Here is a 22,699-nt window from a genome sequence, read left to right as displayed (position 1 = left end):
AATTTCGACCCGGACTGTGAGCAGAAAGGCTCCACTCACCCGAGCAGCAGCGCGCAATGCCTTTATTGCCAAGGTAATGCAGGAATTGAACCACGCCAGATCCCCTAAGATCAACTTTAATTTTGAGCAGAAAACTTTCTTACTTGCATTGGTTCCTGCCCTCATCACTTGAGAAGGTCGGCCATGATCTCAGTCTTGCCGCGATCAATGATGGTGTTACCCATTTTGAATCGAAACAATCGGTTGCTTGACTCCGCACCGTGCTTCCCGACCTTTTCGAATTGAGGAGAATGGACATTGCTGCAGCCACAGCGAAAGCTCACTTTGTCCCGCAGTCTGTGAGTTCCATTGCACTTTGATCATGCAGTCGCAGTGAAAGTCCGGAATGGGCCGCCAGTGAAGAGCCCGGCGTTTCGCTCTACTTTCCATAGTCTAGCGGCAAGCGTAGCTTATTAGGAGAATCATGGATCGGGCTTTAACTCATGACTGAGTGGAAACTTTCTGAAGAGTACCAAACCTCGGCAGGACTGGTTTCGGCAGGAAGTTCCGGTGACGGGCCCGACTTGGTTGTCGCGCATGGGTGGCCTTGGTCGTCATTTTCTTGGCACCGGATCATTCCGGAACTCTCAAAGACCTTCAAAGTGCACTGGTACGACATGCCGGGATACGGTCAATCTGAGAAGCGCGCCGATCAACGGACGTCACTTGACGTTCAAGGTGAAGTGTTTGCCGAAATGCTGTCGAACTGGAACTTGAAACAGCCAACTGTCATCGCGCATGATTTTGGAGGGGCGACGACGTTGCGCGCCCACCTGATCCACGGGTGCGAGTTCGAACGCTTTGTTCTTATGAACGTAGTCGCAATGCGTCCTTGGGGTTCTGCGTTTTTTGAACATGTCGGCAAACATATCGAAGCCTTCATCGGTCTTCCGGATCATATCCATAAGGCAATTGTGGTAGCCTACATTCAGGGTGCGCTCGCAAACGAGATTTCCGAAAAGGAGTTATATCAGTTGGCCGCGCCTTGGTTGACGGAAGACGGGAACAGCAGCTTCTATCGCCAATTCGCACAAGCGGACGAAAGATATACTGCCGAGATCGAACCGCTGTTCGGCGATATCCGATGTCCAGTCAAAGTCATCTGGGGAGAAGATGACCCTTGGATACCGATCGAACGCGGCAGAGCAATACATGAGCTTATTGGCCAAAACCGATTTGAAGTGATGCGCGGCGTCGGCCACCTTCCGCAGCTTGAGTCCCCTGAAACGGTTATGAGGGCACTCTCGAGTTTTCTATAACTGCCGACTTCGTCCGTGCTGGGTGAACAAGCCGCACCCCATTTAAGATCAACAATCGTATTTCAAGATGGGTCGTGGTCTCAATCCCATCTGCAAAAGTTAAGCTATGGCCTGCTTGATACCATCCGCTCAGGACAGGAAGTCTGCTTGGACCGTGCCTTCGCGCGCGGCCTCGACGCAAGTGAGAATATCCGTGACCGGCAGACCTGTTGCGCGCTGAAGCGCGGCTTTGTAGGGCGGCAGGTTGGTACATTCGAGCAGCAAATGCTTGTGGTGTGGCCTCTGCTGGTCCGAAACGAAGCTGGTCAGTTCTGTCGCCACGCGACTGATATCCAATTCACGCAGGTTTTCCGTGATGACGCGCCGCAAATGCATGTCTGATGGCAACCCGATAACCCCATTTCTGAAGCTTGAATACTCCCCGAAATGCAGGCCGGTCAGGCTGGCAGAATCGAAAGTCAGGATCAGAACCTCATGCGGTTCATATCGCTGGCTAAGGCATTCGAGCGCAATCAGTGAGGAGCTGATAAACGGCTTCCTACTGCGCAAAGCAAGATGAGTCTGCCAGTAGGACAGAAACCCGCAAGAGGTGGTGACGACATCACCTTTTGCCGCCTCCAACGCAGTCTCGAAAGACGCGATATTAATCAGGTCGGGGCGAGCGCTGACCACCTGCGCGACTGTCGCCTTCGGGACGCGGAGAATCTCGACCTCCCCGCGATAGGTCGCCGGACAGCCAACATCACCGGGCACCCGCGGGAAATCGGTATCCAGCTGCAACACTGTAACCGCAGGAGTCGCCATATCTATTGCCGGATGTTTTCAGGCAGCCATGTCGCAAGTCCGGGGAACGCTACAAGGATCACCACCATCAGCAGCATCAAACCGACCATGGGGATCGCTGTTTTCGAGATATAACCGATCTCGTGTCGCGTCATCCCTTGCAGCACAAACAGGTTGAACCCGATGGGCGGCGTAACCTGCGCCATTTCAACAACCACGACAATGAAGATGCCGAACCAGATCACGTCGATGCCGGCTTGTCGGATCATCGGTTCGACGATGGCCATGGTCAGCACCACCGACGAAATCCCGTCTAGGAACATACCTAAGATGATGTAGAATACCGTTAGCGCCGCGATCAGCACGACGGGCGACAGCTGCATCTCGTCGATCCATGCGGCCAAAGCCCGTGGCAGACCCGTGAACCCCATGGACAGCGACAAGAACGCGGCGCCCATCAGGATCAATGCAATCATCGCGGAAGTTCGCGTGGCCCCCATAAGGCTTTCAAAGAACGCGTCTAGCGTCAGGGAGCGTTGGAACAGCGCAAGTGTCAGCGACCCCAGCACACCCACCGCGGCGGCTTCCGTTGCTGTCGCCCAGCCGAAATACATCGACCCGATAACCGCGAACACCAAAAGCAGGACCGGTATCAAGAACCGGCTTTCTGCCAGCATCTCACCAATGCTCATGGAAGGTTCGGGCTCGGGGCGTTCATGCGGGCGCAGAAAGTGCCACCCGACGATGTAGGACATGAACAACCCCGCCAGCACCAGACCGGGAATGATACCCGCCATGAACAGTTTGATGATGCTCTCGTTGATCGACACGCCGTACACAATCAGTGTCAGCGAGGGTGGGATCATCAAGCCAAGTGTCGCCGCGCCTGCCAGCGTCCCGACGATCATGTATTCAGGGTAGCCGCGCTTACGAAGCTCTGGGATAGACATCTTGCCCACGGTTGTCAGTGTCGCAGCGGACGAGCCGGAGACCGCGGCGAAAATCGTGCAGCCGGCAATATTGGTGTGCAAAAGCCCCCCCGGCAGCCAACGCATCCACGGAGCCAGCCCGCGAAACATGTCTTGCGATAATCGGGTGCGATACAGAATTTCACCCATCCAGATGAACAGGGGCAAAGCGGTCAGGGTCCAACTGCTCGCCCCTGTCCAGATGGTGGTAATCATGGCGTCGCCTGCGGGGCGGCTAGTGAACATCTCCATGCCCACCCATGCGACGCCCATCAGGGCAAGGCCAATCCAGATGGATGACCCCAGTAGGGTAAACAGAACGAACAGGAAAACGATGGTGGCATAAGCTTCAGTCATTCGACCACCTCCGACACAATGGGATTCACACCGGTAACAAGCATCCGGTACAGCGTGTCCCAAAGGGCAATTGCCAGCAAAACAGTGCCAATGGACATGGCCAGTTGCGGGATCCAGACAGGGGTATAGACCAGCTCCGACGAGCTGCCTGACATGGCCTGCCCCCACTCCCCGATTGCACGGCCCGGCAGCGAGAACAGCGTCACAACCCATTCGGGGATCTGGTCTTGGCCTTGGGTCCGGTCGTTGAGCATCTCGGAAAAGATGTTCGCTTTGATCGCGTAGCGGGCAAAATACGTCGCAATGACAGCGGCCCCGAAGACCGCGAAGACATCAAGCCACCGCTTTAAGAACCGCGTAGAGTTCAGAATAATCGACACCCTGATATGCGCACCCCTCGTTAACGCATGACACAGCGCGAAAAAGGACGTGGCGGCCATGGCATAGCCCGCAAATTCGGTGGTGCCGGGCAAAGCGACACCGGTCCAGCGGGCAATCATTTGCGCCACAATCAGCAGCAGGATCGTCACCATGAAGCCCGCAGATACGACGCCGCTTGCAAGATAAACTCCGTCAAGCACGCGCCATAGGGGGCGCAGTAACCGCGCCATACGAGGACCGGCAATCAAACAAATCACGCCTATGGCCGATGGCAAGGCAAACAGCCAGACCCAAAGGGGCAGACCCATGACGGGCGACCAATCGCGCATGGTATGGCCTCAATTCTTTAGGAAAAAGTGCGCCAGCCCCACATATTGCAGGGCTGGCAAAGCATTACTTACTTGGCGTTATAGGCATCAAGGATTGCCTGACCGTCGGCGCCAGCCGTTGCCAGCCATTCCTCGGTCATTTTTGCACCAATTGCCTCCAGTTCGGCAAGGAACTCGGGTCCCGCATCGGTTACCGTCATGCCGTTTTTGGCCAGCTCTTCAAAGTAGAAGTCGGACAGCTCCGCTGATTTTGCGGCACATGATGCGGCGGTCTCGTCGGCAGCTTTTTGCACGCCAGCTTTGACATCATCGTCAAGACCTTCCCATGCTTGGGTGTTCACCATCACATAGTTGCGTGGCAGCCATGCGTTCACTTTGTAGTAATGGCTCAGATGCTCCCAAACCTTGCGGTCATATCCGGTAGAGCCGGACGAGATAAACGCCGAGGCGACACCCGTGGCCAAGGCTTGACTCAGTTCGGCAGCCTCGATCTGCACGGGGATCATTCCAAGCTCTTCGGCGAAGGTCGCGGTTGCGGAGTTGTAGGACCGGAACTTGATCCCTTGGGTGTCAGCCGACGATTTCACTTCCTTGTTGAAGTAGAACCCCTGTCCTGGCCAGGGGCAGGTATACAATGCCACCAAATTCAGATCGGCAAGCTGAGCGTTCACGGTGTCTTTGGCCGCATCCCAAAGGCGGGCATTGTCTTCATAGCTTGTGGCGATAAATGGCAGGTTATCCCAACCCAGCAGTGGGGCTTCGTTCGCATGGGCCGACATGAAACGCTCGCCAATCGGAACTTGACCCGTCTGGATCGCACGCTTGATGTCGCCACCGCCGAATAACGAGCCGCCCGCGTGCACAGTTATGTCGATGGCGCCATTGGTATACTCACGCACCTTGTCCGCGAAGATCACACCATGCTCGGAATGAAAGTTCGTGGACGCATAAGCCATCGGCATATCCCAAGATTGGGCATGGCCGTCAGCCATAGCCGTACTTGCCGCCAATACGCCGAAAACACTGGCGCAGGTTGTCTTCATAATCGTTTTCATAGCTGTCCTCCCAGACGGTCTTGCACTTAACGTGCTGAATGTTTCATCGGATCAAACGGTGCCAATTCTATGTTGGGCTTCTTTCCATCAATCAGATCAGCAATGATCCGACCCGTTTTGGGGCCACCTGTCAAGCCGACGTGCTGATGACCGAAGGCGCTGAAGCTCCGTGCTGACGGGTCATTGGCCCCGATGAGCGGCAGGCTGTCGGCAGGGGCAGGGCGGTGCCCCATCCACTCTATGACCTCGTCATACCGCAGGTTGGGCAGCAACTCTGCCACCTGTCGCCGAAGCAAATTGAACGGCGCACGGCTTGGCCCTTTTTCCAGCCCGCCAAACTCCACCACACCCGCAGCCCGCAACCTGCCATCCATGGGCGTGATGACGAACTTACCGCTGGCAACCATCATCGGCGATTTCGGCATCTCCGACGGATTGGTCAGTTCGATATGATACCCGCGCTCGCTTTCAAACGGGACCTTGACGCCAAGCTTGTGTGCAATCGCTTTCGACCATGGCCCCATGGCAAAGACGATATGGTCCGCCGACATGTCGCCATCTGTGGTGTTGAGAGCCGAAATCACGCCATCAACCACCTCGACATCCGTCACCTCGCAAATGTGCAGCGTACCGCCCTGCGCCATGAAGTGATCCGCGAGTGCTTTCACGTATTTCCCGGGATCAGAAATGCGTCCGTGGTTCTTACACCGTACAACCGTCTCGAACGCAGTGCCGAAGATCGGATCATAAATTGCGTAAGTCGTACCATCCACGACCTCGTAGTCGTATCCAGCCGCCTTGCGCTTTTCCCAACCGTAGCTATCGGCGTCGAAGGCGGCCTTGGTCGCGTAGCCAAAGCAGTAGTCTTCCGCGCCGATAAAGGCCTCTGCCTCGGTGCCTGCTGCCAGGCTTCGGTGCTGCTCGACGCTGTCATGAAGCAGAGTTGCCATTGCGTTGGCATAATGATCCACATGCGCATCGGTGGCATAGCCCAGATAGCGCGCAAGGAAGGGCATCAACTTCGGCAGATATGACCACTTCAAAAACAGCGGCGCGTTCGGGCTCAACAGCATTCCCGGTGCCCGCTTCAAAAGACCCGGAATCGTCACCGGAACCACGGCTCCGGCAGCCAGCACGCCTGCATTCCCATGGCTCGTCCCGCTTGCCGGACCTGCTTTGTCGACGATGGTGACGTCATGCCCGCTGCGTTGAAGCCATATGGCACATGACACGCCGACAATCCCCGCCCCGACAACTATGACCCGCATTTCTTCACCATTCTGTTTGCTGCTTTTTGTGTCCCACAGCAAACACTCAAAAGGAAGACTGTCTTTTGCCCCCATGGCATAGCACGCAAGTTTGGGTATCATCGCCGTTTAGAAGCATCCTACCATGGAAGGAAACACCTTGCTGACTGTCTTACGCGCCTTGGCGCGCCATGGTCGGTACGCTTTGGTAGCAGGACTTCTGGCCGGGTTTTTACTGCCGGATCTTGCGGCAAGGTTAAAACCGTGGTTGCCGCAACTGGTGGTTCTTTTGCTATTCTTGACAGCGGTCAGGATCGGCCCCAACGGCGCAATGAAGGGCCTGTCAAACATCCGGCCAACATTGTTTGTGGTGCTGACCTTCCAACTGGCACTTCCGCTCGTGGCACTTGCCGTTTCATATCTGCTTGGGGTGTCGCAATCCCCTTACGTGTTGGCGTTGGTTCTGGTTCTAGCCGCCCCAGCCCTCAGCGGCAGTCCAAACCTGTCGATCATGCTGGGTGCCGATCCAGAACCCGCCTTTCGCTTGCTGGTTCTGGGTACCGCCCTGCTACCGATCACGATGCTGCCCGTCTTCTGGCTGCTGCCCCAGTTGGGCGACCTGCCTTCAGCCATCATTGGAGCTGCCCGTATGCTTGGCGCGATCGGCGTGGCAATCTCTTTGGGGTTTGCCCTTCGCGCGTTTGCACTTCCAAATCCAAGCAAGGAGCAAACCGAAGCCTTTGACGGCGCCATGACTGTGGCCTTGTTTGTCATCGTCATTGGCTTGATGGCCGCCCTGCGCCCCGCATTTGAGCAATCACCGTCAGAGGTGCTGGGTTGGATGGCGCTCGCTTTCGCAGTCAATATCGGCATGCAGTTTCTAACATTCCTTGTGCTTGGCCGTTTGGATTGGGGCACCGAAATCGTGCCGTTCTCGATTGTGTCGGGCAACAGAAACGTCGCCATTTTCCTCGTGGCAATGTCACCGGAAGCAGCCGAGCCCCTGCTTATCTTTCTGGGCTGCTACCAAGTGCCGATGTACTTGACCCCGATCCTGACACGCGCGTTCTACCACAAGGTGTGAGGTTGCCAGTCAGATAGGCGTCGCCGTTATTGAATATCGAACCCAAAGCGCTTATTCCGCTGGGGGAACCTCAAGGGAGCCTCACGCGTGGCCAATTTTCTGCACCAAGGCGACCTGCCTGACGATCTAGACCTCGGCTCTGTTGTAGCCATTGACTGCGAAACGATGGGTTTGAACCCGCACCGTGACAGGCTGTGCGTTGTGCAACTGTCTGGCGGTGACGGAAATGCGCATCTGGTCCAAATTTCCATCGGTCAGTCGGAAGCCCCAAATCTGTGCCGCATGCTTGAAGACACCAATGTATTGAAGCTGTTTCACTTTGGCCGTTTTGATATCGCCGCGATGTATAATGCGTTCGGCGCACTCACGGCACCCGTCTATTGCACCAAAATCGCCTCCAAACTGGTGCGCACCTACACGGACCGCCATGGCTTGAAGAACCTTCTGCAAGAGCTTTTGAACGTCGACGTTTCCAAACAACAGCAATCCAGCGACTGGGGCGCACCAGAGCTTACGAAAGCGCAGCACGACTACGCCGCATCAGACGTGTTGCACCTGCACCAGCTGAGAACAGAGCTGAACCGTATGTTGGAACGCGAAGGTCGCATGGATCTGGCGCAGAGCTGTTTCGACTTCCTGCCGACCCGCGCTCGGCTGGATTTGGCCGGCTGGCCTGAAATTGACATCTTCGCGCACTAGATAACGTAGATGGAAAACAAAACCTCACCCGAGACGTTTCTGAAGATTGGCCGCCGTGTCATCTCCCGCGAAGCTGCGGCACTGGAATTGCTGGCGAATAGCTTGAACGACAGTTTCGCCAACGCCGTAGAGCTGATGCTTGAGGCCACCGGGCGCGTGATCATCTGCGGTATGGGAAAATCCGGCCATGTTGCCCGCAAAATTGCGGCGACTTTGGCATCCACCGGAACACCTGCACATTTCGTCCACCCCGCCGAGGCCAGCCATGGTGATTTGGGCATGATGGCCCAAGGTGACGTGGCCCTGATCCTGTCCAACTCCGGTGAGACGCCGGAGCTTGCAGATGTGATCGCCTATACCCGCCGTTTCAGTATTCCAATGATCGGTGTCGCCAGCCGCGCTGAAAGCACCTTGATCAAGCAAAGCGACGTTGCACTGATTTTGCCCAAAGCCGAAGAAGCCTGTGACACTGGCGTGGTGCCGACAACATCGACCACGATGACTTTGGCCTTGGGTGACGCGCTGGCCATCGCATTGATGGAGCATCGCCGGTTCACCCCTGAAAACTTCCGCGAATTCCACCCGGGGGGAAAGCTGGGCGCGCGTCTGTCCAAAGTGTCCGATTTGATGCATTCCGGCGAAGAGCTTCCGCTTATCGCCATGGACGCCCCGATGTCGGACGTGCTGATCGCCATTAGTCAAAAAGGGTTTGGTGTGGTGGGCGTGGTCACAGCTGAGGGCGACCTAGCGGGCATCATCACCGATGGTGACTTGCGGCGCCATATGAAGGGGCTGCTTGATATGAACGCAGCCGAAGTCATGACTGCCAACCCGAAAACCATCGCGCCAGATGCATTGGCTGAAAAAGCTGTCGCGAATATGAATGAGCGCAAGATCACCTGCCTGTTTGTAACCGCAGCGGGCAATGGCGGCGCACCTTTGGGTATCTTGCACATCCACGATTGCTTGCGCGCTGGCGTCGCCTGACGCATGGCCCGTGTTGACAACAGGTACTCTCGCTTCGTGCTATGGGCGAAGATCATCTTCCCCTTGGTCGCACTTGGCCTGTTGTCGACAATGTTCCTCTTTTCGCGCAATCTAGACCCGTCGGACGCCATCCCCTTTGCAGAAATTGACGTCGAGAAAATCGCACGCGAACAGCAACTGACCGCCCCGCGCTTTTCGGGCACGACCAGCGATGGCTCTGCCATAGTCGTCGACGCCGAACGCGCTGTGCCTGATTTGACCGATCTGCGTCGCTTGACCATCAGCAAAGTCGTCGCGCGGATCGAATCTATCAGCGGCCCGTCTTACGGCATCATTGCAAATTCGGCAGTTTATGACGGGACCATCAACACGCTCGATCTTGAAGGCGATGTGCGCTTATCCACCTCCACCGGATATAAGCTTGAAACGAACAAGTTGGTCGCAAATCTGGTCGCAACCGAAATCGCCGCGCCCGATGCTGTGACTGGGCGGGCGCCAGCCGGTGTTTTGCAAGCAGGCTCAATGGCGCTTACCACCGACGGCACCACACAGGTTCTTGTTTTCAAGAATGGCGTGAAGCTGGTATACGATCCGAAAGAGTAGAGGGTGACCATGACTGTTATTTCCAGAATTGCTGCTGCAACGACACTTGCCCTCCTCTTGATTACCGGATCGGCTTACGCCCAAGGAGCTTCGGTAGCGTTTGGCGGGTTAAAGCATGACGCCTCTCAGCCTGTCGAAATCACTGCGGATGAACTGACCGTTGATCAGGCAACGGGAAGCGCGGTTTTCACCGGAAATGTCGTCGCTGGCCAAGGCGAAATGCGCCTGAGCGCTGGGCGCGTGCAGGTGCAATATGCAACCGAAAACGGGCAAGCCACGGGGCGGATCGACCAGCTGGTCGCAACCGGCAACGTCACGCTGGTGAACGGCGCAGAGGCCGCGGAGGCAGAAAAAGCCGTTTATTCCGTCGGGGGGGCGCAAATCGTGATGACGGGGAATGTGATCCTGACCCAAGGCATCAACGCCCTATCAGGTGAGAAGCTCACCGTTGATCTGACATCCGGTTCCGGTCGCATGGAAGGCCGCGTACGGACGATCTTCCAAACCGGCGGCAACAAATGAGCGACGCGTCGAGTCTTAGCGTTCAAGACGGCTCGTCCGGGCTGAAGGTTCTGGGGTTACGCAAAAACTACAAGCGCCGCCCTGTTATTCGCGACGTCTCGATGGAGTTGGCGCGCGGAGAGGTCGTCGCACTCCTGGGACCGAACGGATCTGGCAAAACGACCTGTTTCTACTCGATCGCAGGGCTGGTAACGCCAGAGGCGGGCACAGTTACCATCGACGGGAGAGACGTCACCTTGTTGCCGATGTATCGGCGCGCAAAGCTTGGTATCGGGTATCTTCCGCAAGAAATGTCGATCTTTCGCGGCCTGAGTGTCGAGGATAACATTTTGGCGATTTTGGAAATCGCCATAAAAGACCGGACTAAACGTCGGGAGCGACTGGAGGAATTGCTGAACGAATTCTCCATTGGGCACCTTCGTCGCGCACCTGCTTTGTCGCTGTCCGGTGGCGAACGACGGCGCGCGGAAATCGCGCGGTGCCTCGCCGCTGATCCTAAGTACCTGCTTTTGGATGAACCTTTTGCAGGCGTTGACCCGATAGCCGTCGGTGAAATTCGTGGACTTGTCGCTGATCTCAAGAAACGCGGTATTGGCGTGCTGATCACAGACCATAACGTGCGCGAAACGCTCGAAATTGTGGATCGTGCTTATATTTTGCATGACGGCCATGTTCTGATGAGCGGCACCACCGATGAGGTCGTCAAAGACGAGAACGTGCGTCGGGTATATCTTGGGCAGAATTTCCGGATTAGTTAAACTTTTCAGGACCCAAAATTCCTACTTCGTGATCAATCTGGTTGACACAAGGCCCCCGCTCGTCGCCAAATGGGGTCAATGAGTGATCGACAGCCCCAGGCTTTGGTCTTGCCTTGCGCAAACCTCGAAACGGACACGTCCCGCACCCTCGGGCGATACCAGACACTCAATCCAAATCCGGCCACAAACTTCAGTTTTTGGTCGGTAATTCCCCCTATATATCAATAAGGAGACGCCATGCGGTACCAGATCACGGGCAAACAAATTGACATTGGCGAAGCACTTCAGACTCACGTCAGAACCGAACTGGGTAGCATACTCGAAAAATATGCAGGGCGGCCCACTGATGCGACTGTCATCTTCTCCAAGAACGCCCACGAATATGTCTGTGAAGCTATTGTTCACCTCAGCACAGGGCTCACCACCCAAGCACGTGGCCATAGCACTGAAATCTACGCCGCCTTTGATTCCTGCGGCGAGAAAATGGACAAGCAACTACGTCGCTACAAGCGCCGCTTGAAGGACCATCACAAGGATCGATCACAACCAGTTGAACTCTCGGGCGCATCCTCCTATATCCTTGCCGCAAGCGGGGGGTCGGACGACTCAGAACCCGAAAACCTGCAACCAATCATCGTTGCGGAAATGGAAACCAACATCCCTTCGCTATCGGTCGGGGAGGCCGTGATGCAGATGGAAATTGCGGGCGCACCTGTGCTAGTATTCCGCAATGAAGGAAATAATAACGTCAACGTCGTGTATCAACGCGAGGATGGCAATATCGGCTGGATTGACCCCGCAAGCAGCTAAAAGGGCCTTAACGGCCACGTTCAGAGAGCAGGCCATGCAGATCTCGGAAATCCTGACCCAGTCGGCTGTAAAAGCCGTTTCGTCGGTCACCAGTAAGAAACGTCTCTTTCAGGAGATTTCCGAGATTGCGCACTCTGCGCATGGCATTCCAACAGGCGTTTCACTGGAAGCGCTCCTAGAACGCGAATCCCTTGGCCCGACTGGTGTGGGCCATGGGGTCGCCCTACCGCACGCACGCGTAAAAGACCTTGATCGCGTCGTGGCTGTATTTCTGCGCGTTGAGCGGCCACTGGACTTCGATGCGGCCGACCGGCATCCGGTGGATTTGTTCTTTGCGCTTTTTGCACCGGAATCGGCGGGTGTAGATCACCTCAAGGCGCTGGCACTGGTAGCTCGAACAATGCGCAATAACGATGTGTGTACCAAACTGCGGGCAAACACCGATCCGACCTCACTTCATGCGATTTTGACTGAAGCCCAAGAGTCGAAGGCGGCTTAATTTCCGTCCCAACGTCCGAATCCGAAGCTGATGTAGTCCTTGCGGTAAGCGGCCATCGCCAGTTTTTCCAGCTCATCGTCATAGATTTCAGCAAGGCTGAACGGGCCAATCTCTGGCTCTTCCTGGATTGAAACTGACTCCTCCCCAAGCGATGCTGCAAGCGCGTTCAGCCCGTCGGACAAATCGTCTTCGCGCAGAATGGCGTCTGGAAGAACAACGCCCGCTGCACCTTGCAGCAACGCCGATTGCGTCGCCCACACTGCATCAATGCGGATGCTGGTTTGACCCGCGAGGTTGCCCTTTAAAAACTTCAGGAAGTTCGCAAACGCAGCACGATGCTCGATTTTCGTGTACCCATCCATGTCACCTTGGTTGGGAACCGCGACACCGTATTTGTTTCGCACGACCTTTCGGGGGTCTGCAAAATTGTCGTCTCGTTTGGGGAGGATGTATTCGCAAAACACACGATGCGCACGTTCCAAAGGATGTCGAAGCGCCGTAAAGCTGCGATGCCCCGGATGGCCGCGCTTCCATTGGCGCAAAATCTTTTGCGACAGGTTCGTTTGAAGATCTTCCACATCAACATCGTCTAGAGCTGCGAGCCAATCAAGAACCGAGGTTTTTGGCGATGCGGCTACGGGAATAAACAGCAGCGGAGCCTCCGCCGCTAGGTAGAATCCGGGCACGCCCGGGCCGCGACGCGGTTCAAAGTTCGGGGTGTTCGACAGTGCAAAATGGTCGATGCTCGCAAGGTCTTTCACCATCTGGTCGTAGTTGGTGACCTTATCCTCCAGCTCGCTTGGATTTTGCTTCTTGACCGAGTTTGGTGTGGCATCAATACGTTCGCTTGAGCCGATAAACCGCGCCATTCCGTTCAAAACATCAACATCGCCAATGTCTTCGTACGCGACATAGAATCCGGTTTGGCCCGACACCTGCATGCCCTTGAGAATATCCAGCTGAAACGCTTGCTTGGCTTCCAGATGGGTCAGAAACTCGTCCCGATCAAATGTTATCGTCGCGGAGCGGCGCTGCTTCATATCAGACAGCTTCCACTGCCCAGTTTGCGCGGCAATCTTAAGCGACACATAGCTGTCTAACGGGTTTCGCGTCAGAATAATTTTGGCGCATTTCGGGTCTTCAAGCACGTGTGCCATGACGCGCGGGTCATGGTCATTGAAGAAGCGGAAACCGGGAAACCCGTCCGTATTTTCTTTCATCCGTTCTATCAAAGACAGCGGTGAAATCTCTCGCTGTGCCGTGTCTACACCGAACATTGCATCCTTGTTATGATGCCCGATAAAATGCGGATTGTAGGCCTCCCCATAACAGTGAAGGTCACTGAACTCGTTCAGGCTGGCTTCAAGGAAGTTAGAGCCGGTGCGCATCTCTGCAAAGACAACAAAATATTCGAATTTCTTGCTCATAATCTACTTCACCAAATAGGGGCGGCCGCCCTGTGGTTTTTCAGCGCTGTCCTGAATCAACGGGAAATCACCCATCAGATGTGGGCTCATGCCCTGATTTTTCAGGTTCTGCAGGAACTGCCCAAACCCGCTAAGGTCAGCCATAACCGGAACCTCGGAAAGGCGCCGCTGTCCGATACCACCGATCTCATCAAGGATGGTTTGCAAATTTTCCATCGGGTTTTCGATGAATTCCGCAAGGCTCCAGATACGGACACGCGCTTTGGTCTTGCCCATGCGAAGCAGATCCAAGTGTGCGGTTTCCACACGTTGAAGATGTGCAGCTTCTTTCCGCAATTCCGAGAAGTTCTGGTTCGAATGGAAAAGTGGAATAGCCCATGCGCCTGAAATGACCGAAATCTGCGCATTCCCGTCTGTGGCCAAAAACTCCGAAATTTTCTGGTCGTCCGCTGGGCCGAATTGAAAGCACTGATGCTCCCCTCGCGTGTTCCACACCAAGTTCGTCAAGAAAGCCCGTGGGTTATACTCCCGTAGTGGCGCGCTATCTGACAATGCGCCGTTATAGACCGCATCACCGCCAGCAAAGTGGACGCGATCCTTAGCAAACAAATTTCCATGCACCCGGTTACCAGTCCGTCGAGCAATCCACGCCTCGAAGTCCTCGAACAAATCGGTGAAACCTTCGAATACGGTGTAGCGACCGCTGGTTTTGCCATTTTCCCAACCCTCGTTCGGGAACCGGCCTTGCATATAAAGACCCGCGCGTCCGCGTGTTCGCCGTTCCGTTGCGCGGCTGAAAAGACGGTCGATCTTCAAAGGGTTTGGCTCCGCCATCACTAAAGCACGAGATGCCGGTACCAGGAACTCGCGGTAGAGCCGCTCTGCTTGTGGCCAGATTTTCCTCGCTACAAAGCAATCTGAACGGCGAAGCAATTGCAGGTGGTCATCATAGAAAACATGCGGCTTTCCCTGAAAGTCAAACTTGGACAGGGTCAGCGATCTACTCTCAATCTGCGTCGAATACAGCCGTGCCAGACTCTGAAAGTAGCTCTCGTCGGGAATCCAGACACGCTTGAAATAGCGATCAAACTCTTCGCGCCGCGGATCTTGCAAAATTGCGGAAAGCGTCTGCCTCGTCAAACACCACCATTGCGAACCGAGATGTGGTGTCAGGCCATCCGGAATGCGACGGGTCATTTTCAAGCGTCTTTGCAGGTCAACATAGCGATCAAACAACCGCCTCTGCCGCTTCCACGAAAACGGGAATCTCAGCGTGAACCGTTCTTGATCCAGGCCACCGACCGTCCAATCAACCTCGTCAGTCGTAACCGACTCGATGAAATCTGTACGTGGGCGTTCATCCAGATAGGTTTGAATTTCTTCCACCGGCCTCAAGGGCATGCACGATCCGCTGGAAAGATATACGTGACGTACCTCGGCGAAGGTATCCAGCATCAGTTCGCAAGCAGATTGCGTGGCCGCGACAATCGACCAGTTTCCCCACTCGCATGCATGACGGTCGGAAAACCTGACATTCTCCAGATCAGCGAGCTTTCCCTTGAAGTACTCAAATGTCGGGCCATCCACGCGCTTATCAACATGGATGACAATGGGCTTCCCATGCTCTGACCAATGCCTTGCAACTTGTGCTGCGCGATCCAGTGCGTCGTGCACCAACATGACAAATCCAACGGTCATGCCCAGTTTCCTTTAGACATCAGACCTAGAATCTCCAGCTGTCGCCAGTTGATATACTTCTCTGACCACTTGCACCACAAATCAGGATCGTCGGACAGGCCGCTATGATACGCTTTGTATTCGTGACTGTTGGCAAAGTGCTCTTTGCGCTTCAATTCCTCAGCGGATTTACTTGTAAAGGTGTCGAGAAACTTCGCATGCAACAAGCACCCGGACGTCTTCTCGCCCCCCCATTCGTCGTAGACGAGGTTCAAGCCGCGCGGGAGCAACATGTGCGACGAGCTTACATAGGCGTAGCTGCGGTCCCATCGAACAAGCGGAACCTTGTTTAGAGCCGGAGCCCTTTCGGGTTTGTCAGCAAAGAAGGCACGAGCGCGCGGGCCACCTTGGATCCAGAGGTTTCCGTATCTTTCGTTCTTCTGGATCGTGTAGTTTCCGCTATCGAACCAATGCACGTGTTCAAACGGATCGCGGCCTGCTTCATATTTAACAGAGTCGATTGGCCCTTTTGGGTACATATCCAGCAGCATGGTCCCGAACGACTTGACCGAGGACGCATCCAGCCAGTCGGTCAGCGCCCTAATCGGACGGGTGTCACAGAAGGGGTAGACAAGAAACTCGTCCACATCGAGCACAAGTGACCAATGTCCGTGTCCGTATTTCCGCAACAGCCAGTTTATCCAATCGACCCCGAATCTGGAACGTTTGTAGCTATGGTTTGTGCCAAAAACCGATACGTCGGGCTGGGCAGATAGGTAGTCCGTGGTCCCATCATCCGAACCGTTATCAACGAATACGAAGTGATCAACGCCAAGCTCTCGATAATATTTCAGAAAGAACGGCAAACGAACGACTTCATTGCGCAACGTGCAAAACACGATGATATCAGACTTCGCAATCTGGCTTGTTCTGTTCTTCACGGACGTAAGCTGACGCCGCTTGCGAATTGCCCGCACACGCCACCGCTTCCGTTCCATGCGGAGTCTATATGATTTCAGGAGACCCATTATCTGTCACCCCTGACCACGCGTCTTAGAGTAGCTTCGTAACCGCCGCGTTAACGGCATCAAAATGATCCGACCAAGTCGGAATTTTCGGTTTCTTTGCCTTGTGTGCGTGAACGAGGTCTTTCTGCCTCTGCTTTGCCTGCTCAAGTATTGTTTTTTTCCAAAGGTATATGTCTTGCAGGTCTGCGTAAACGGGGTAGTCGCCCATCACCTCACGATGAATGGCAAGATCGCCACAGAGCACTGGAATACCCATTTGAGCAGCTTCAAGTGAGGGCAAACCAAATCCTTCTGCGATCGTAGGGAAAAGCAACCCGTGAGACCCCGCCAGCAATTGCCGCAATGCCGGATCGTCCATGTCATTGTGTTCATGTAGCCAGCACTTGCCGCGCCAAAGGTCCAACCGCTTGAACGTCTCTTCGTTTTTCCAACCGCGTTGCCCGACTATGTGCAGTGCCGGTACCTGATCTTCTGGAAGCTCGCTTTCAAACTGGTCCCAAACGTCTAGCAAAAGGCCGTGATTTTTGCGGGGCTCGATTGTACCGATTGTTACGAAATAGGGTCTATTATTGCCAGAAATGGGAATATTTTCGTCGCACGGCGCTATCCCAAGATGTGACGTCACATAGCAAGGATTCGCATCCCACTGGTCGAAATAGTACCTTGCGCGGCATTCCGTATCAGCCGAGTTCGCGATGATCAGATCGCTGTGCCGCGCCACCGCAAGCATCTTTTCCTCAAACCGCTGAACCGTCCCCTCGCGCTGGAACTGCGGCCAGTCTAGAGGGATGAAATCATGAACCAGCGTCACAACGTTTAGCCCAGCTTCACGAGCGCCTGACAGGCTGACCTTGTTCAGATTTGAATGGCCAGTGCTGAAGTAGACGCCGTCCGTCACAGGAAGATTTAGCAGGGTATTCGGGCCAGATCTTGTAACAGCGAGCCGCCGCAGATCAGATTCGGCCTGCCCGCGGGCTTTTGGTGTTTTCACACCTAAACGTGCTCGGATGTCGCGGGAGCCCCAAGGACGCTGCCCTAGAAGCCTTGCTCTAAAGTCTTGCAACCCCACGCGATCCAAAACGACATGGCCGCCAGATATCCGGGCAAGCCCGTATAGTGGCTCTGTACCAGACAAACACCAGTCCAGATAAGCAAGCTCGACACGGTCAACGCCAGTCAACGGACCACGACCCACACGAGACGTAAGTCGTGTGATGTCTAAAATCGCAGAGTAGGGTCTATTTTTCGTAATGTCCGGTTTGGTGCCAGCGCCATGCATCGGTGATCATCGCCTCCAGGGTTGAGCGTTCTGGCGACCAGCCGAGTTCCGACATCGCACGATCGCTACCAGACACCAGTTTTGTGCAGTCACCTGCACGACGCGGGCCTTCAATGATAGGAACCTCTTTGTTGGTTACTGCGCGGCTATGGTCAATAACCTCACGGACAGAGAAACCGCTGCCAGTTCCAAGATTGAAAACCCGCGGTTCGCGTCCCTCCAGCAACCATTTGATCCCCTTAACATGCGCCGCAGCTAGATCCATGACATGGACATAGTCGCGAATACAGGTTCCATCGGGTGTATCGTAGTCAGTGCCGTGTACTGTGAGCGCGTCACGCTTACCGTCGATGGCATCAAGCATCAAAGGGATTAAATGGGTCTCGGGTTGATGGAACTCGCCGACCTCACCCTCTGGATCCGCGCCGGCGACATTGAAATACCGGAAAATCACGGCTTTCATTCCATGACTATCCTGAAAGTTGCGCAAGATATCTTCGACCGCCCGCTTCGACGCGCCGTAAGCATTTATGGGATGTTGTTCCGTGTCCTCAGTCAGCGTTACGCCATCCTGATCGCCATACGTGGCGCAAGTCGAAGAGAATACGAAGTTGACGCATCCGGCAGCCGCAGCCGCTTCAATAAGGTTGAGCGAACCACCGACATTGTTGCGCCAGTAAAGCCCCGGATTTGTGGTCGACTCCCCAACCTGACTTAGTGCTGCGAAATGCATCACAGCGACAGGTGCATATTCCGCAAAGACTTCGTCCAGTTGGATACGATCTAGAAGATCACCCTTAACGAACGGCCCGAACTTTACAGCATCCTGCCATCCGGTACACAGATTGTCGAAAGTAACCGGCGTGAATCCCGCAGCCGCCAGAACCTTACAAGCGTGCGAGCCGATATAGCCCGCACCGCCTGTAACCAGCACATTTGCCATAAGGTGGTCCTTTAATTATTGGGCCGCTTTGCGGGAAGCCTTCATCTCGTCAAGATAGCTTGCAAGTTCATCGCGAAGTTCGTCGCGGGCTAGCCCGAATGCGACTGTCGCTTGCAGATAGCCAGCCTTGGAGCCGCAATCAAAGCGTTGGCCCCGAAAACGATAGCCATAAACGTCACGATCAGCCTCAATCTCTTGCGCAATAGCGTCAGTCAGCTGAATCTCACCACCGGCACCCTGTTTGATCTGGTTGAGGTTCTTTAGAACCTGCGGCGTCAGTATATAGCGGCCGATTACAGCAAGGTTCGAAGGTGCTGATTCAACGCTCGGTTTCTCGACCATACCTCGAACAGAGACCATCGAGCCCATATCTTCCTTCACATCCAAAACACCGTAGGCAGATGCTTTTTCAGGTGGAACTTCCATCGCAGCGACCATGCAGCCGCCGGTCTCTTTGTACGCTTCGACCATTTGCTGAAGACACGGTTTTTCAGCGGCGATTACATCATCAGGCAGGATAACTGCAAAGGGCTCATTCCCGATCAAACGGCGGGCACACCAAACCGCATGCCCAAGTCCTAGTGCCTTGTGCTGACGAATATAGGCAATCGCCCCACTATCCATGTTTGTGCTCTTGAGGGTAGCAAGAAGCTCTGTCTTGCCTTTCTTGCGCAGAGAGTTTTCCAACTCTGGGGCATGGTCGAAGTAATCCTCCAACGCTCCCTTGCCACGAGACGTAACAAAGATGAACTCTTTGATTCCGGCAGCACGGGCCTCGTCGATCGCATATTGGATCAACGGTCTATCGACCAAGGTCATGATTTCCTTGGGAATCGACTTTGTCGCAGGAAGGAACCGAGTTCCTAGACCAGCGACAGGGAAAACCGCCTTCGTGACTTTACGCTTCATTGGCCGTGCCTCATTCTTTTGAACCGTTGTACCCATTACTCGAACGTTTCGCTACAGATTCAAACTCCACGTCACCGAAACTATGTGCCTGTGCTGTCCAAGCACCGCCAATCACTTGCCTTGGCCATTTCGGTTAGCGCGTCCTTTGAAGCAACTTCCGCTCTCGGCGAAAACGCTTTTCCCGACCTAACCAAGACCAAATGCGATCGGTACGGGAAGACTTGCCGAATATTCCCCCTGACTGAACCCAAAATCCGTCGTCATGGAACCAGCGTTGATGAAAGACCGCCGTTGGGCTCAGGATTATCGCAGTGCAAGGAACGCCGCGTTCCGCACATGATTTACCATCGGCGTAAGCTCGTCGGCGAGAAAGCCAGCGACTGGCAATGAAGCAGTGATCAACAGCCTGTCGGTCACTAAGGAAAGGTTTGAATGGCGATGGGATCGGCCAGTCAGGCTTCGACGTCGGAGGGCGCTTATGACCATCCGCAATTCCTGCCTCAAGGTCATCTCTGAGATGGCGAACGTCACGAGGCTCGAGCAGGCCCTTTACCAGCGCAGCCTCTAACCGCGCCCACTGAGCTTCTCGAAAAGCTGTCAAATCGCTCGCAGGCCGCCCAAACTTTTTCAAAAAATAGGCTTGGCTTGCACCAATCTCGAATAGTGACTTCGGGCGCCGGTCACGTCCGCGCAACGACGAGGCGGCATAACCGTGTTGGACCTCCGCATTTGGCACAATGGCCGTAAGATGCCCCGCCTGACCGATACGCATGTTCAGATCGGATTCATCTAGGTAGAATTTGTAGTTCTCATCAAATCCGTGCAGTTCGATTAAGGTATCACGACGGAATGCACAGTTAGTGCCTTGCGTTTTGACGCCTTTGCCGGGCCTCGCTTTCAGTATTGCGGTTCCATCGATCGAAATCTGATGCGACACGCCATCCGCGCCGATTTCCTCTGCGCGCCACTGAAAACTAATTCCGTTGCGTCCTCTTACAAATCCTCCAGACGCCGCAACATTAGGGTCTGAAAACGGCTCGATAAGGCGTTCTAACCATGTGGGTTCCGCGATTGCGTCATCGTCAATGAACGCAATCAGTTCTCCAGAAGCCAATCCAATTCCAATATTCCGGGCTTTTGAAATATTGGCCTCGTTGCATATTACACTTTTAACCCAGTCGTGTGGAACGAGGTCAGTTAGCACCTCCGCTGTCTCGCTATCCGTTACCAAAACAACTTCGAAACTAGGTTGAGTCTGAAACTCCAGCGCCCGAACACAGCGGCGGAGATGATCTGGTCGGTGGCGACTGACGACAACCACACTGACCGATAGATCATTCATGGATGGCCCATCTCCGACAACATCGCTTCCAGCCGTGGAACGTCTTCGGGGTTGTTAAGCTCCCAGAACTGGCGCCCGCGCGCTTCGACTTCAACACACAAAACCTTGCGGCTGTTTTCGAGGAAGCGAAGCTGCTCCAGCCCTTCGAGTTTCTCCAGCGGGCCAACAGGCCACGTCGCATATGCGCGTAAGGCATCAGGACGATATGCATAAACACCGACATGGTGGAAAACGGGAGTTTCGGCGTTGTTAGAGTATGTATTGGACGTGAAGGGAATTACTTCTTTAGAAAAATAGAGGGCCGACATGTCCTGCGCGAACACGGCTGTCGTTCCGCCCACACGCCCGTTACGGCGATCCTCCAAAAACCCGTTCAGCGCCCATCCGTCGCAACGCAGCACAGGCGTCGCACAGGCGGCATCCGGCGCGGCTCGCAGGCCTTTGATCAGATCCTCCACGAACCAAGCGGGGGTTAGGGGCGCATCGCCTTGCAAGTTCACAACGATTTCCGGTTCTTCGCCCAGCGCAGGTAAGGCATCAGCACACCGCTCAGTTCCGTTAAAGCAATCGGAGGAGGTCATCACAACTTCAGCCCCGAATGATTCTGACGCGTCCCTGATCCGGTCATCGTCGGTGGCAACTACGACCCTATCAACTCCGGAAACCGACTTCGCCGCGTTCCAGGACCGTTCGATTAAGCTTCGAGATTCACCAGTTGCGCCGGTAAGCGTCACCAACGGCTTTCCCGGATATCGGGTCGACGCATAGCGGGCGGGGATGACAATCGTAGCGGACATCAGGCGGGCTTCAGATCGACGCCGGGCGCGTAGGCGATAAAGAAAGGGTTTTCGTAGATGGGCTTGCCATATGTTAGTGGTGTGTGATCGTCGAAACGAACCACAGCGCCGCCCGCGCCATTCAACACAGCATGCCCGGCCGCTGTGTCCCACTCCATTGTGCGACCAAGCCGAGGGTAAAGGTCAGCCTCACCCGCAGCCACAAGGCAGAATTTCAACGATGAACCGGCCCCTGTCATATCCGTAGTCTGGTACTTGGAGATGTAGTCGTCCGTCGCCTGATCCCGATGAGACTTGGAGGCGACCACGACAAGGGCATTGTTGTCAGGTTTTTTTACACGAATAGCGTTCGTTAGACCCTGCTTTTTACGATCAAAGGGGCCAACCTCTTCAACCGTGGCGCCATCAGCACCCGTATAGAACATGCGTCCCTTGGCAGGCGCATAGACCACACCACGCACAGGAATACCGTTTTCAACGTAGGCAATATTCACCGTAAAATCGCCACGCCGTTTGATGAACTCCTTGGTGCCATCCAGCGGGTCAACGATGATAAAATTTGCCGCGCTTTCCGTGTGGGTTGCAGCTTGTTCTTCAGTCACCAACAGAACATCGGGAAACGCCGCGCGCAGGCCGGCAGAGATTAACGCATCCGCTGCTTCATCCGCGGCGGTGACGGGGCTGTCGTCAGACTTTGCACGCACGTCAAAATCATCGGCGTCATAGATTTCCATGATCTTGTCGCCAGCTTCTAGCGCCAGTTCTCGAAAGACCGTTGCCATCTTGTTATAGTCCAAACCTGCTCTCCTGCCGGATAATTGATTTAACGTTTCCGTCTACTTATGCTTCCTTGATAACGGATCGGCAAGTTTTCTGGCGTTTAAGAACCAGAGCTCCGGCCGTAGGCAATGCAGGTT

General features: G+C 54.8%; 23 protein-coding genes. 9 read left to right on the top strand and 14 right to left on the bottom strand.

Going from position 1 to position 22,699, the window contains the following annotated elements; translation table 11 throughout:
• Window positions 1-482 precede the first annotated feature (482 nt).
• Complete coding sequence (locus tag BDE40_RS17220) at window positions 483-1,298, top strand: alpha/beta fold hydrolase (RefSeq protein ID WP_134016672.1); 816 nt, start codon at window positions 483-485, stop codon at window positions 1,296-1,298.
• Window positions 1,299-1,427: 129 nt separating this feature from the next.
• On the opposite strand, the gene BDE40_RS17215 is transcribed toward BDE40_RS17220, so the two are convergent.
• The 5 genes from BDE40_RS17215 to BDE40_RS17195 form a co-directional block, all read right to left on the bottom strand.
• Window positions 1,428-2,102, bottom strand: a complete 675-nt coding sequence (locus tag BDE40_RS17215) for an aspartate/glutamate racemase family protein (RefSeq protein ID WP_134016670.1) — start codon at window positions 2,100-2,102, stop codon at window positions 1,428-1,430.
• 2 nt (window positions 2,103-2,104) lie between these two features.
• Window positions 2,105-3,406 (bottom strand): TRAP transporter large permease, encoded by a 1,302-nt coding sequence (locus BDE40_RS17210; RefSeq protein WP_134016668.1) that lies wholly within the window; start codon window positions 3,404-3,406, stop codon window positions 2,105-2,107.
• The gene (locus BDE40_RS17205; RefSeq protein ID WP_134016666.1) at window positions 3,403-4,116 is read right to left on the bottom strand and encodes a TRAP transporter small permease; all 714 of its coding nucleotides are present in this window, start codon (window positions 4,114-4,116) and stop codon (window positions 3,403-3,405) included. The genes BDE40_RS17210 and BDE40_RS17205 overlap by 4 nt, the downstream gene beginning before the upstream one ends.
• Window positions 4,117-4,184: 68 nt before the next feature.
• Window positions 4,185-5,171, bottom strand: a complete 987-nt coding sequence (locus BDE40_RS17200) for a TRAP transporter substrate-binding protein (RefSeq protein WP_134016664.1) — start codon at window positions 5,169-5,171, stop codon at window positions 4,185-4,187.
• A 26-nt stretch (window positions 5,172-5,197) separates the two neighbouring features.
• Window positions 5,198-6,439 (bottom strand): NAD(P)/FAD-dependent oxidoreductase, encoded by a 1,242-nt coding sequence (locus BDE40_RS17195; RefSeq protein ID WP_134016662.1) that lies wholly within the window; start codon window positions 6,437-6,439, stop codon window positions 5,198-5,200.
• 124 nt (window positions 6,440-6,563) lie between these two features.
• Between BDE40_RS17195 and BDE40_RS17190 the strand changes: the two genes are divergently transcribed.
• From BDE40_RS17190 to BDE40_RS17155, 8 genes are all read left to right on the top strand, one after another.
• Window positions 6,564-7,502 (top strand): hypothetical protein, encoded by a 939-nt coding sequence (locus BDE40_RS17190; protein ID WP_134016660.1) that lies wholly within the window; start codon window positions 6,564-6,566, stop codon window positions 7,500-7,502.
• A gap of 87 nt (window positions 7,503-7,589) precedes the next feature.
• Complete coding sequence (locus BDE40_RS17185) at window positions 7,590-8,201, top strand: ribonuclease D (RefSeq protein ID WP_134016658.1); 612 nt, start codon at window positions 7,590-7,592, stop codon at window positions 8,199-8,201.
• Window positions 8,202-8,210: 9 nt separating this feature from the next.
• Window positions 8,211-9,188, top strand: coding sequence for a KpsF/GutQ family sugar-phosphate isomerase (locus tag BDE40_RS17180; RefSeq protein WP_134016656.1), 978 nt, complete (start codon window positions 8,211-8,213; stop codon window positions 9,186-9,188).
• 3 nt (window positions 9,189-9,191) lie between these two features.
• Entirely contained in the window at window positions 9,192-9,791 is a 600-nt protein-coding gene (gene lptC / locus BDE40_RS17175; protein ID WP_134016654.1) for an LPS export ABC transporter periplasmic protein LptC, read from the top strand.
• Between the two features lie 9 nt (window positions 9,792-9,800).
• Window positions 9,801-10,313 carry a lipopolysaccharide transport periplasmic protein LptA gene (gene lptA / locus BDE40_RS17170; RefSeq protein WP_134016728.1) on the top strand — a complete coding sequence of 171 codons (513 nt, stop codon included), beginning with the start codon at window positions 9,801-9,803 and terminating at the stop codon, window positions 10,311-10,313.
• The gene (gene lptB / locus BDE40_RS17165) at window positions 10,310-11,071 is read left to right on the top strand and encodes an LPS export ABC transporter ATP-binding protein (RefSeq protein ID WP_134016651.1); all 762 of its coding nucleotides are present in this window, start codon (window positions 10,310-10,312) and stop codon (window positions 11,069-11,071) included. The genes lptA and lptB overlap by 4 nt, the downstream gene beginning before the upstream one ends.
• Before the next feature lie 237 nt (window positions 11,072-11,308).
• Window positions 11,309-11,881, top strand: a complete 573-nt coding sequence (gene hpf, locus BDE40_RS17160; protein WP_134016649.1) for a ribosome hibernation-promoting factor, HPF/YfiA family — start codon at window positions 11,309-11,311, stop codon at window positions 11,879-11,881.
• A gap of 34 nt (window positions 11,882-11,915) precedes the next feature.
• Window positions 11,916-12,380 (top strand): PTS sugar transporter subunit IIA, encoded by a 465-nt coding sequence (locus BDE40_RS17155; RefSeq protein WP_134016647.1) that lies wholly within the window; start codon window positions 11,916-11,918, stop codon window positions 12,378-12,380.
• On the opposite strand, the gene BDE40_RS17150 is transcribed toward BDE40_RS17155, so the two are convergent.
• From BDE40_RS17150 to cysQ, 9 genes are all read right to left on the bottom strand, one after another.
• Window positions 12,377-13,807 carry a nodulation protein NodH gene (locus BDE40_RS17150; RefSeq protein WP_134016645.1) on the bottom strand — a complete coding sequence of 477 codons (1,431 nt, stop codon included), beginning with the start codon at window positions 13,805-13,807 and terminating at the stop codon, window positions 12,377-12,379. The two genes, BDE40_RS17155 and BDE40_RS17150, sit on opposite strands and share 4 nt — an antisense overlap.
• 3 nt (window positions 13,808-13,810) lie before the next feature.
• Window positions 13,811-15,505 carry a DUF5927 domain-containing protein gene (locus tag BDE40_RS17145; protein ID WP_134016643.1) on the bottom strand — a complete coding sequence of 565 codons (1,695 nt, stop codon included), beginning with the start codon at window positions 15,503-15,505 and terminating at the stop codon, window positions 13,811-13,813.
• Window positions 15,502-16,512, bottom strand: coding sequence for a glycosyltransferase family 2 protein (locus BDE40_RS17140; protein WP_134016641.1), 1,011 nt, complete (start codon window positions 16,510-16,512; stop codon window positions 15,502-15,504). Before BDE40_RS17140 ends, BDE40_RS17145 begins: the two co-directional genes overlap by 4 nt.
• A 25-nt stretch (window positions 16,513-16,537) precedes the next feature.
• Window positions 16,538-17,692, bottom strand: coding sequence for a glycosyltransferase (locus BDE40_RS17135; protein WP_162848121.1), 1,155 nt, complete (start codon window positions 17,690-17,692; stop codon window positions 16,538-16,540).
• A gap of 58 nt (window positions 17,693-17,750) precedes the next feature.
• Entirely contained in the window at window positions 17,751-18,734 is a 984-nt protein-coding gene (galE, locus tag BDE40_RS17130; protein WP_134016637.1) for a UDP-glucose 4-epimerase GalE, read from the bottom strand.
• Between the two features lie 15 nt (window positions 18,735-18,749).
• A complete protein-coding gene (gene galU, locus BDE40_RS17125; protein ID WP_134016635.1) occupies window positions 18,750-19,643 on the bottom strand; it encodes a UTP--glucose-1-phosphate uridylyltransferase GalU in 894 nt (297 codons plus the stop codon).
• Between the two features lie 133 nt (window positions 19,644-19,776).
• Complete coding sequence (locus tag BDE40_RS17120) at window positions 19,777-20,985, bottom strand: glycosyltransferase family 2 protein (RefSeq protein ID WP_134016633.1); 1,209 nt, start codon at window positions 20,983-20,985, stop codon at window positions 19,777-19,779.
• A complete protein-coding gene (locus BDE40_RS17115; RefSeq protein WP_134016631.1) occupies window positions 20,982-21,782 on the bottom strand; it encodes a 3-deoxy-manno-octulosonate cytidylyltransferase in 801 nt (266 codons plus the stop codon). The genes BDE40_RS17120 and BDE40_RS17115 overlap by 4 nt, the downstream gene beginning before the upstream one ends.
• Complete coding sequence (cysQ, locus tag BDE40_RS17110) at window positions 21,782-22,564, bottom strand: 3'(2'),5'-bisphosphate nucleotidase CysQ (protein WP_425462408.1); 783 nt, start codon at window positions 22,562-22,564, stop codon at window positions 21,782-21,784. The genes BDE40_RS17115 and cysQ overlap by 1 nt, the downstream gene beginning before the upstream one ends.
• Window positions 22,565-22,699: the final 135 nt, after the last annotated feature.

The organism is Litoreibacter halocynthiae, assembly GCF_004365635.1.
GTDB lineage: Bacteria > Pseudomonadota > Alphaproteobacteria > Rhodobacterales > Rhodobacteraceae > Litoreibacter > Litoreibacter halocynthiae.
The sequence above is the reverse complement of the archived record's forward strand: the minus strand, read 5'-3'. Positions and strand labels throughout refer to the sequence as shown.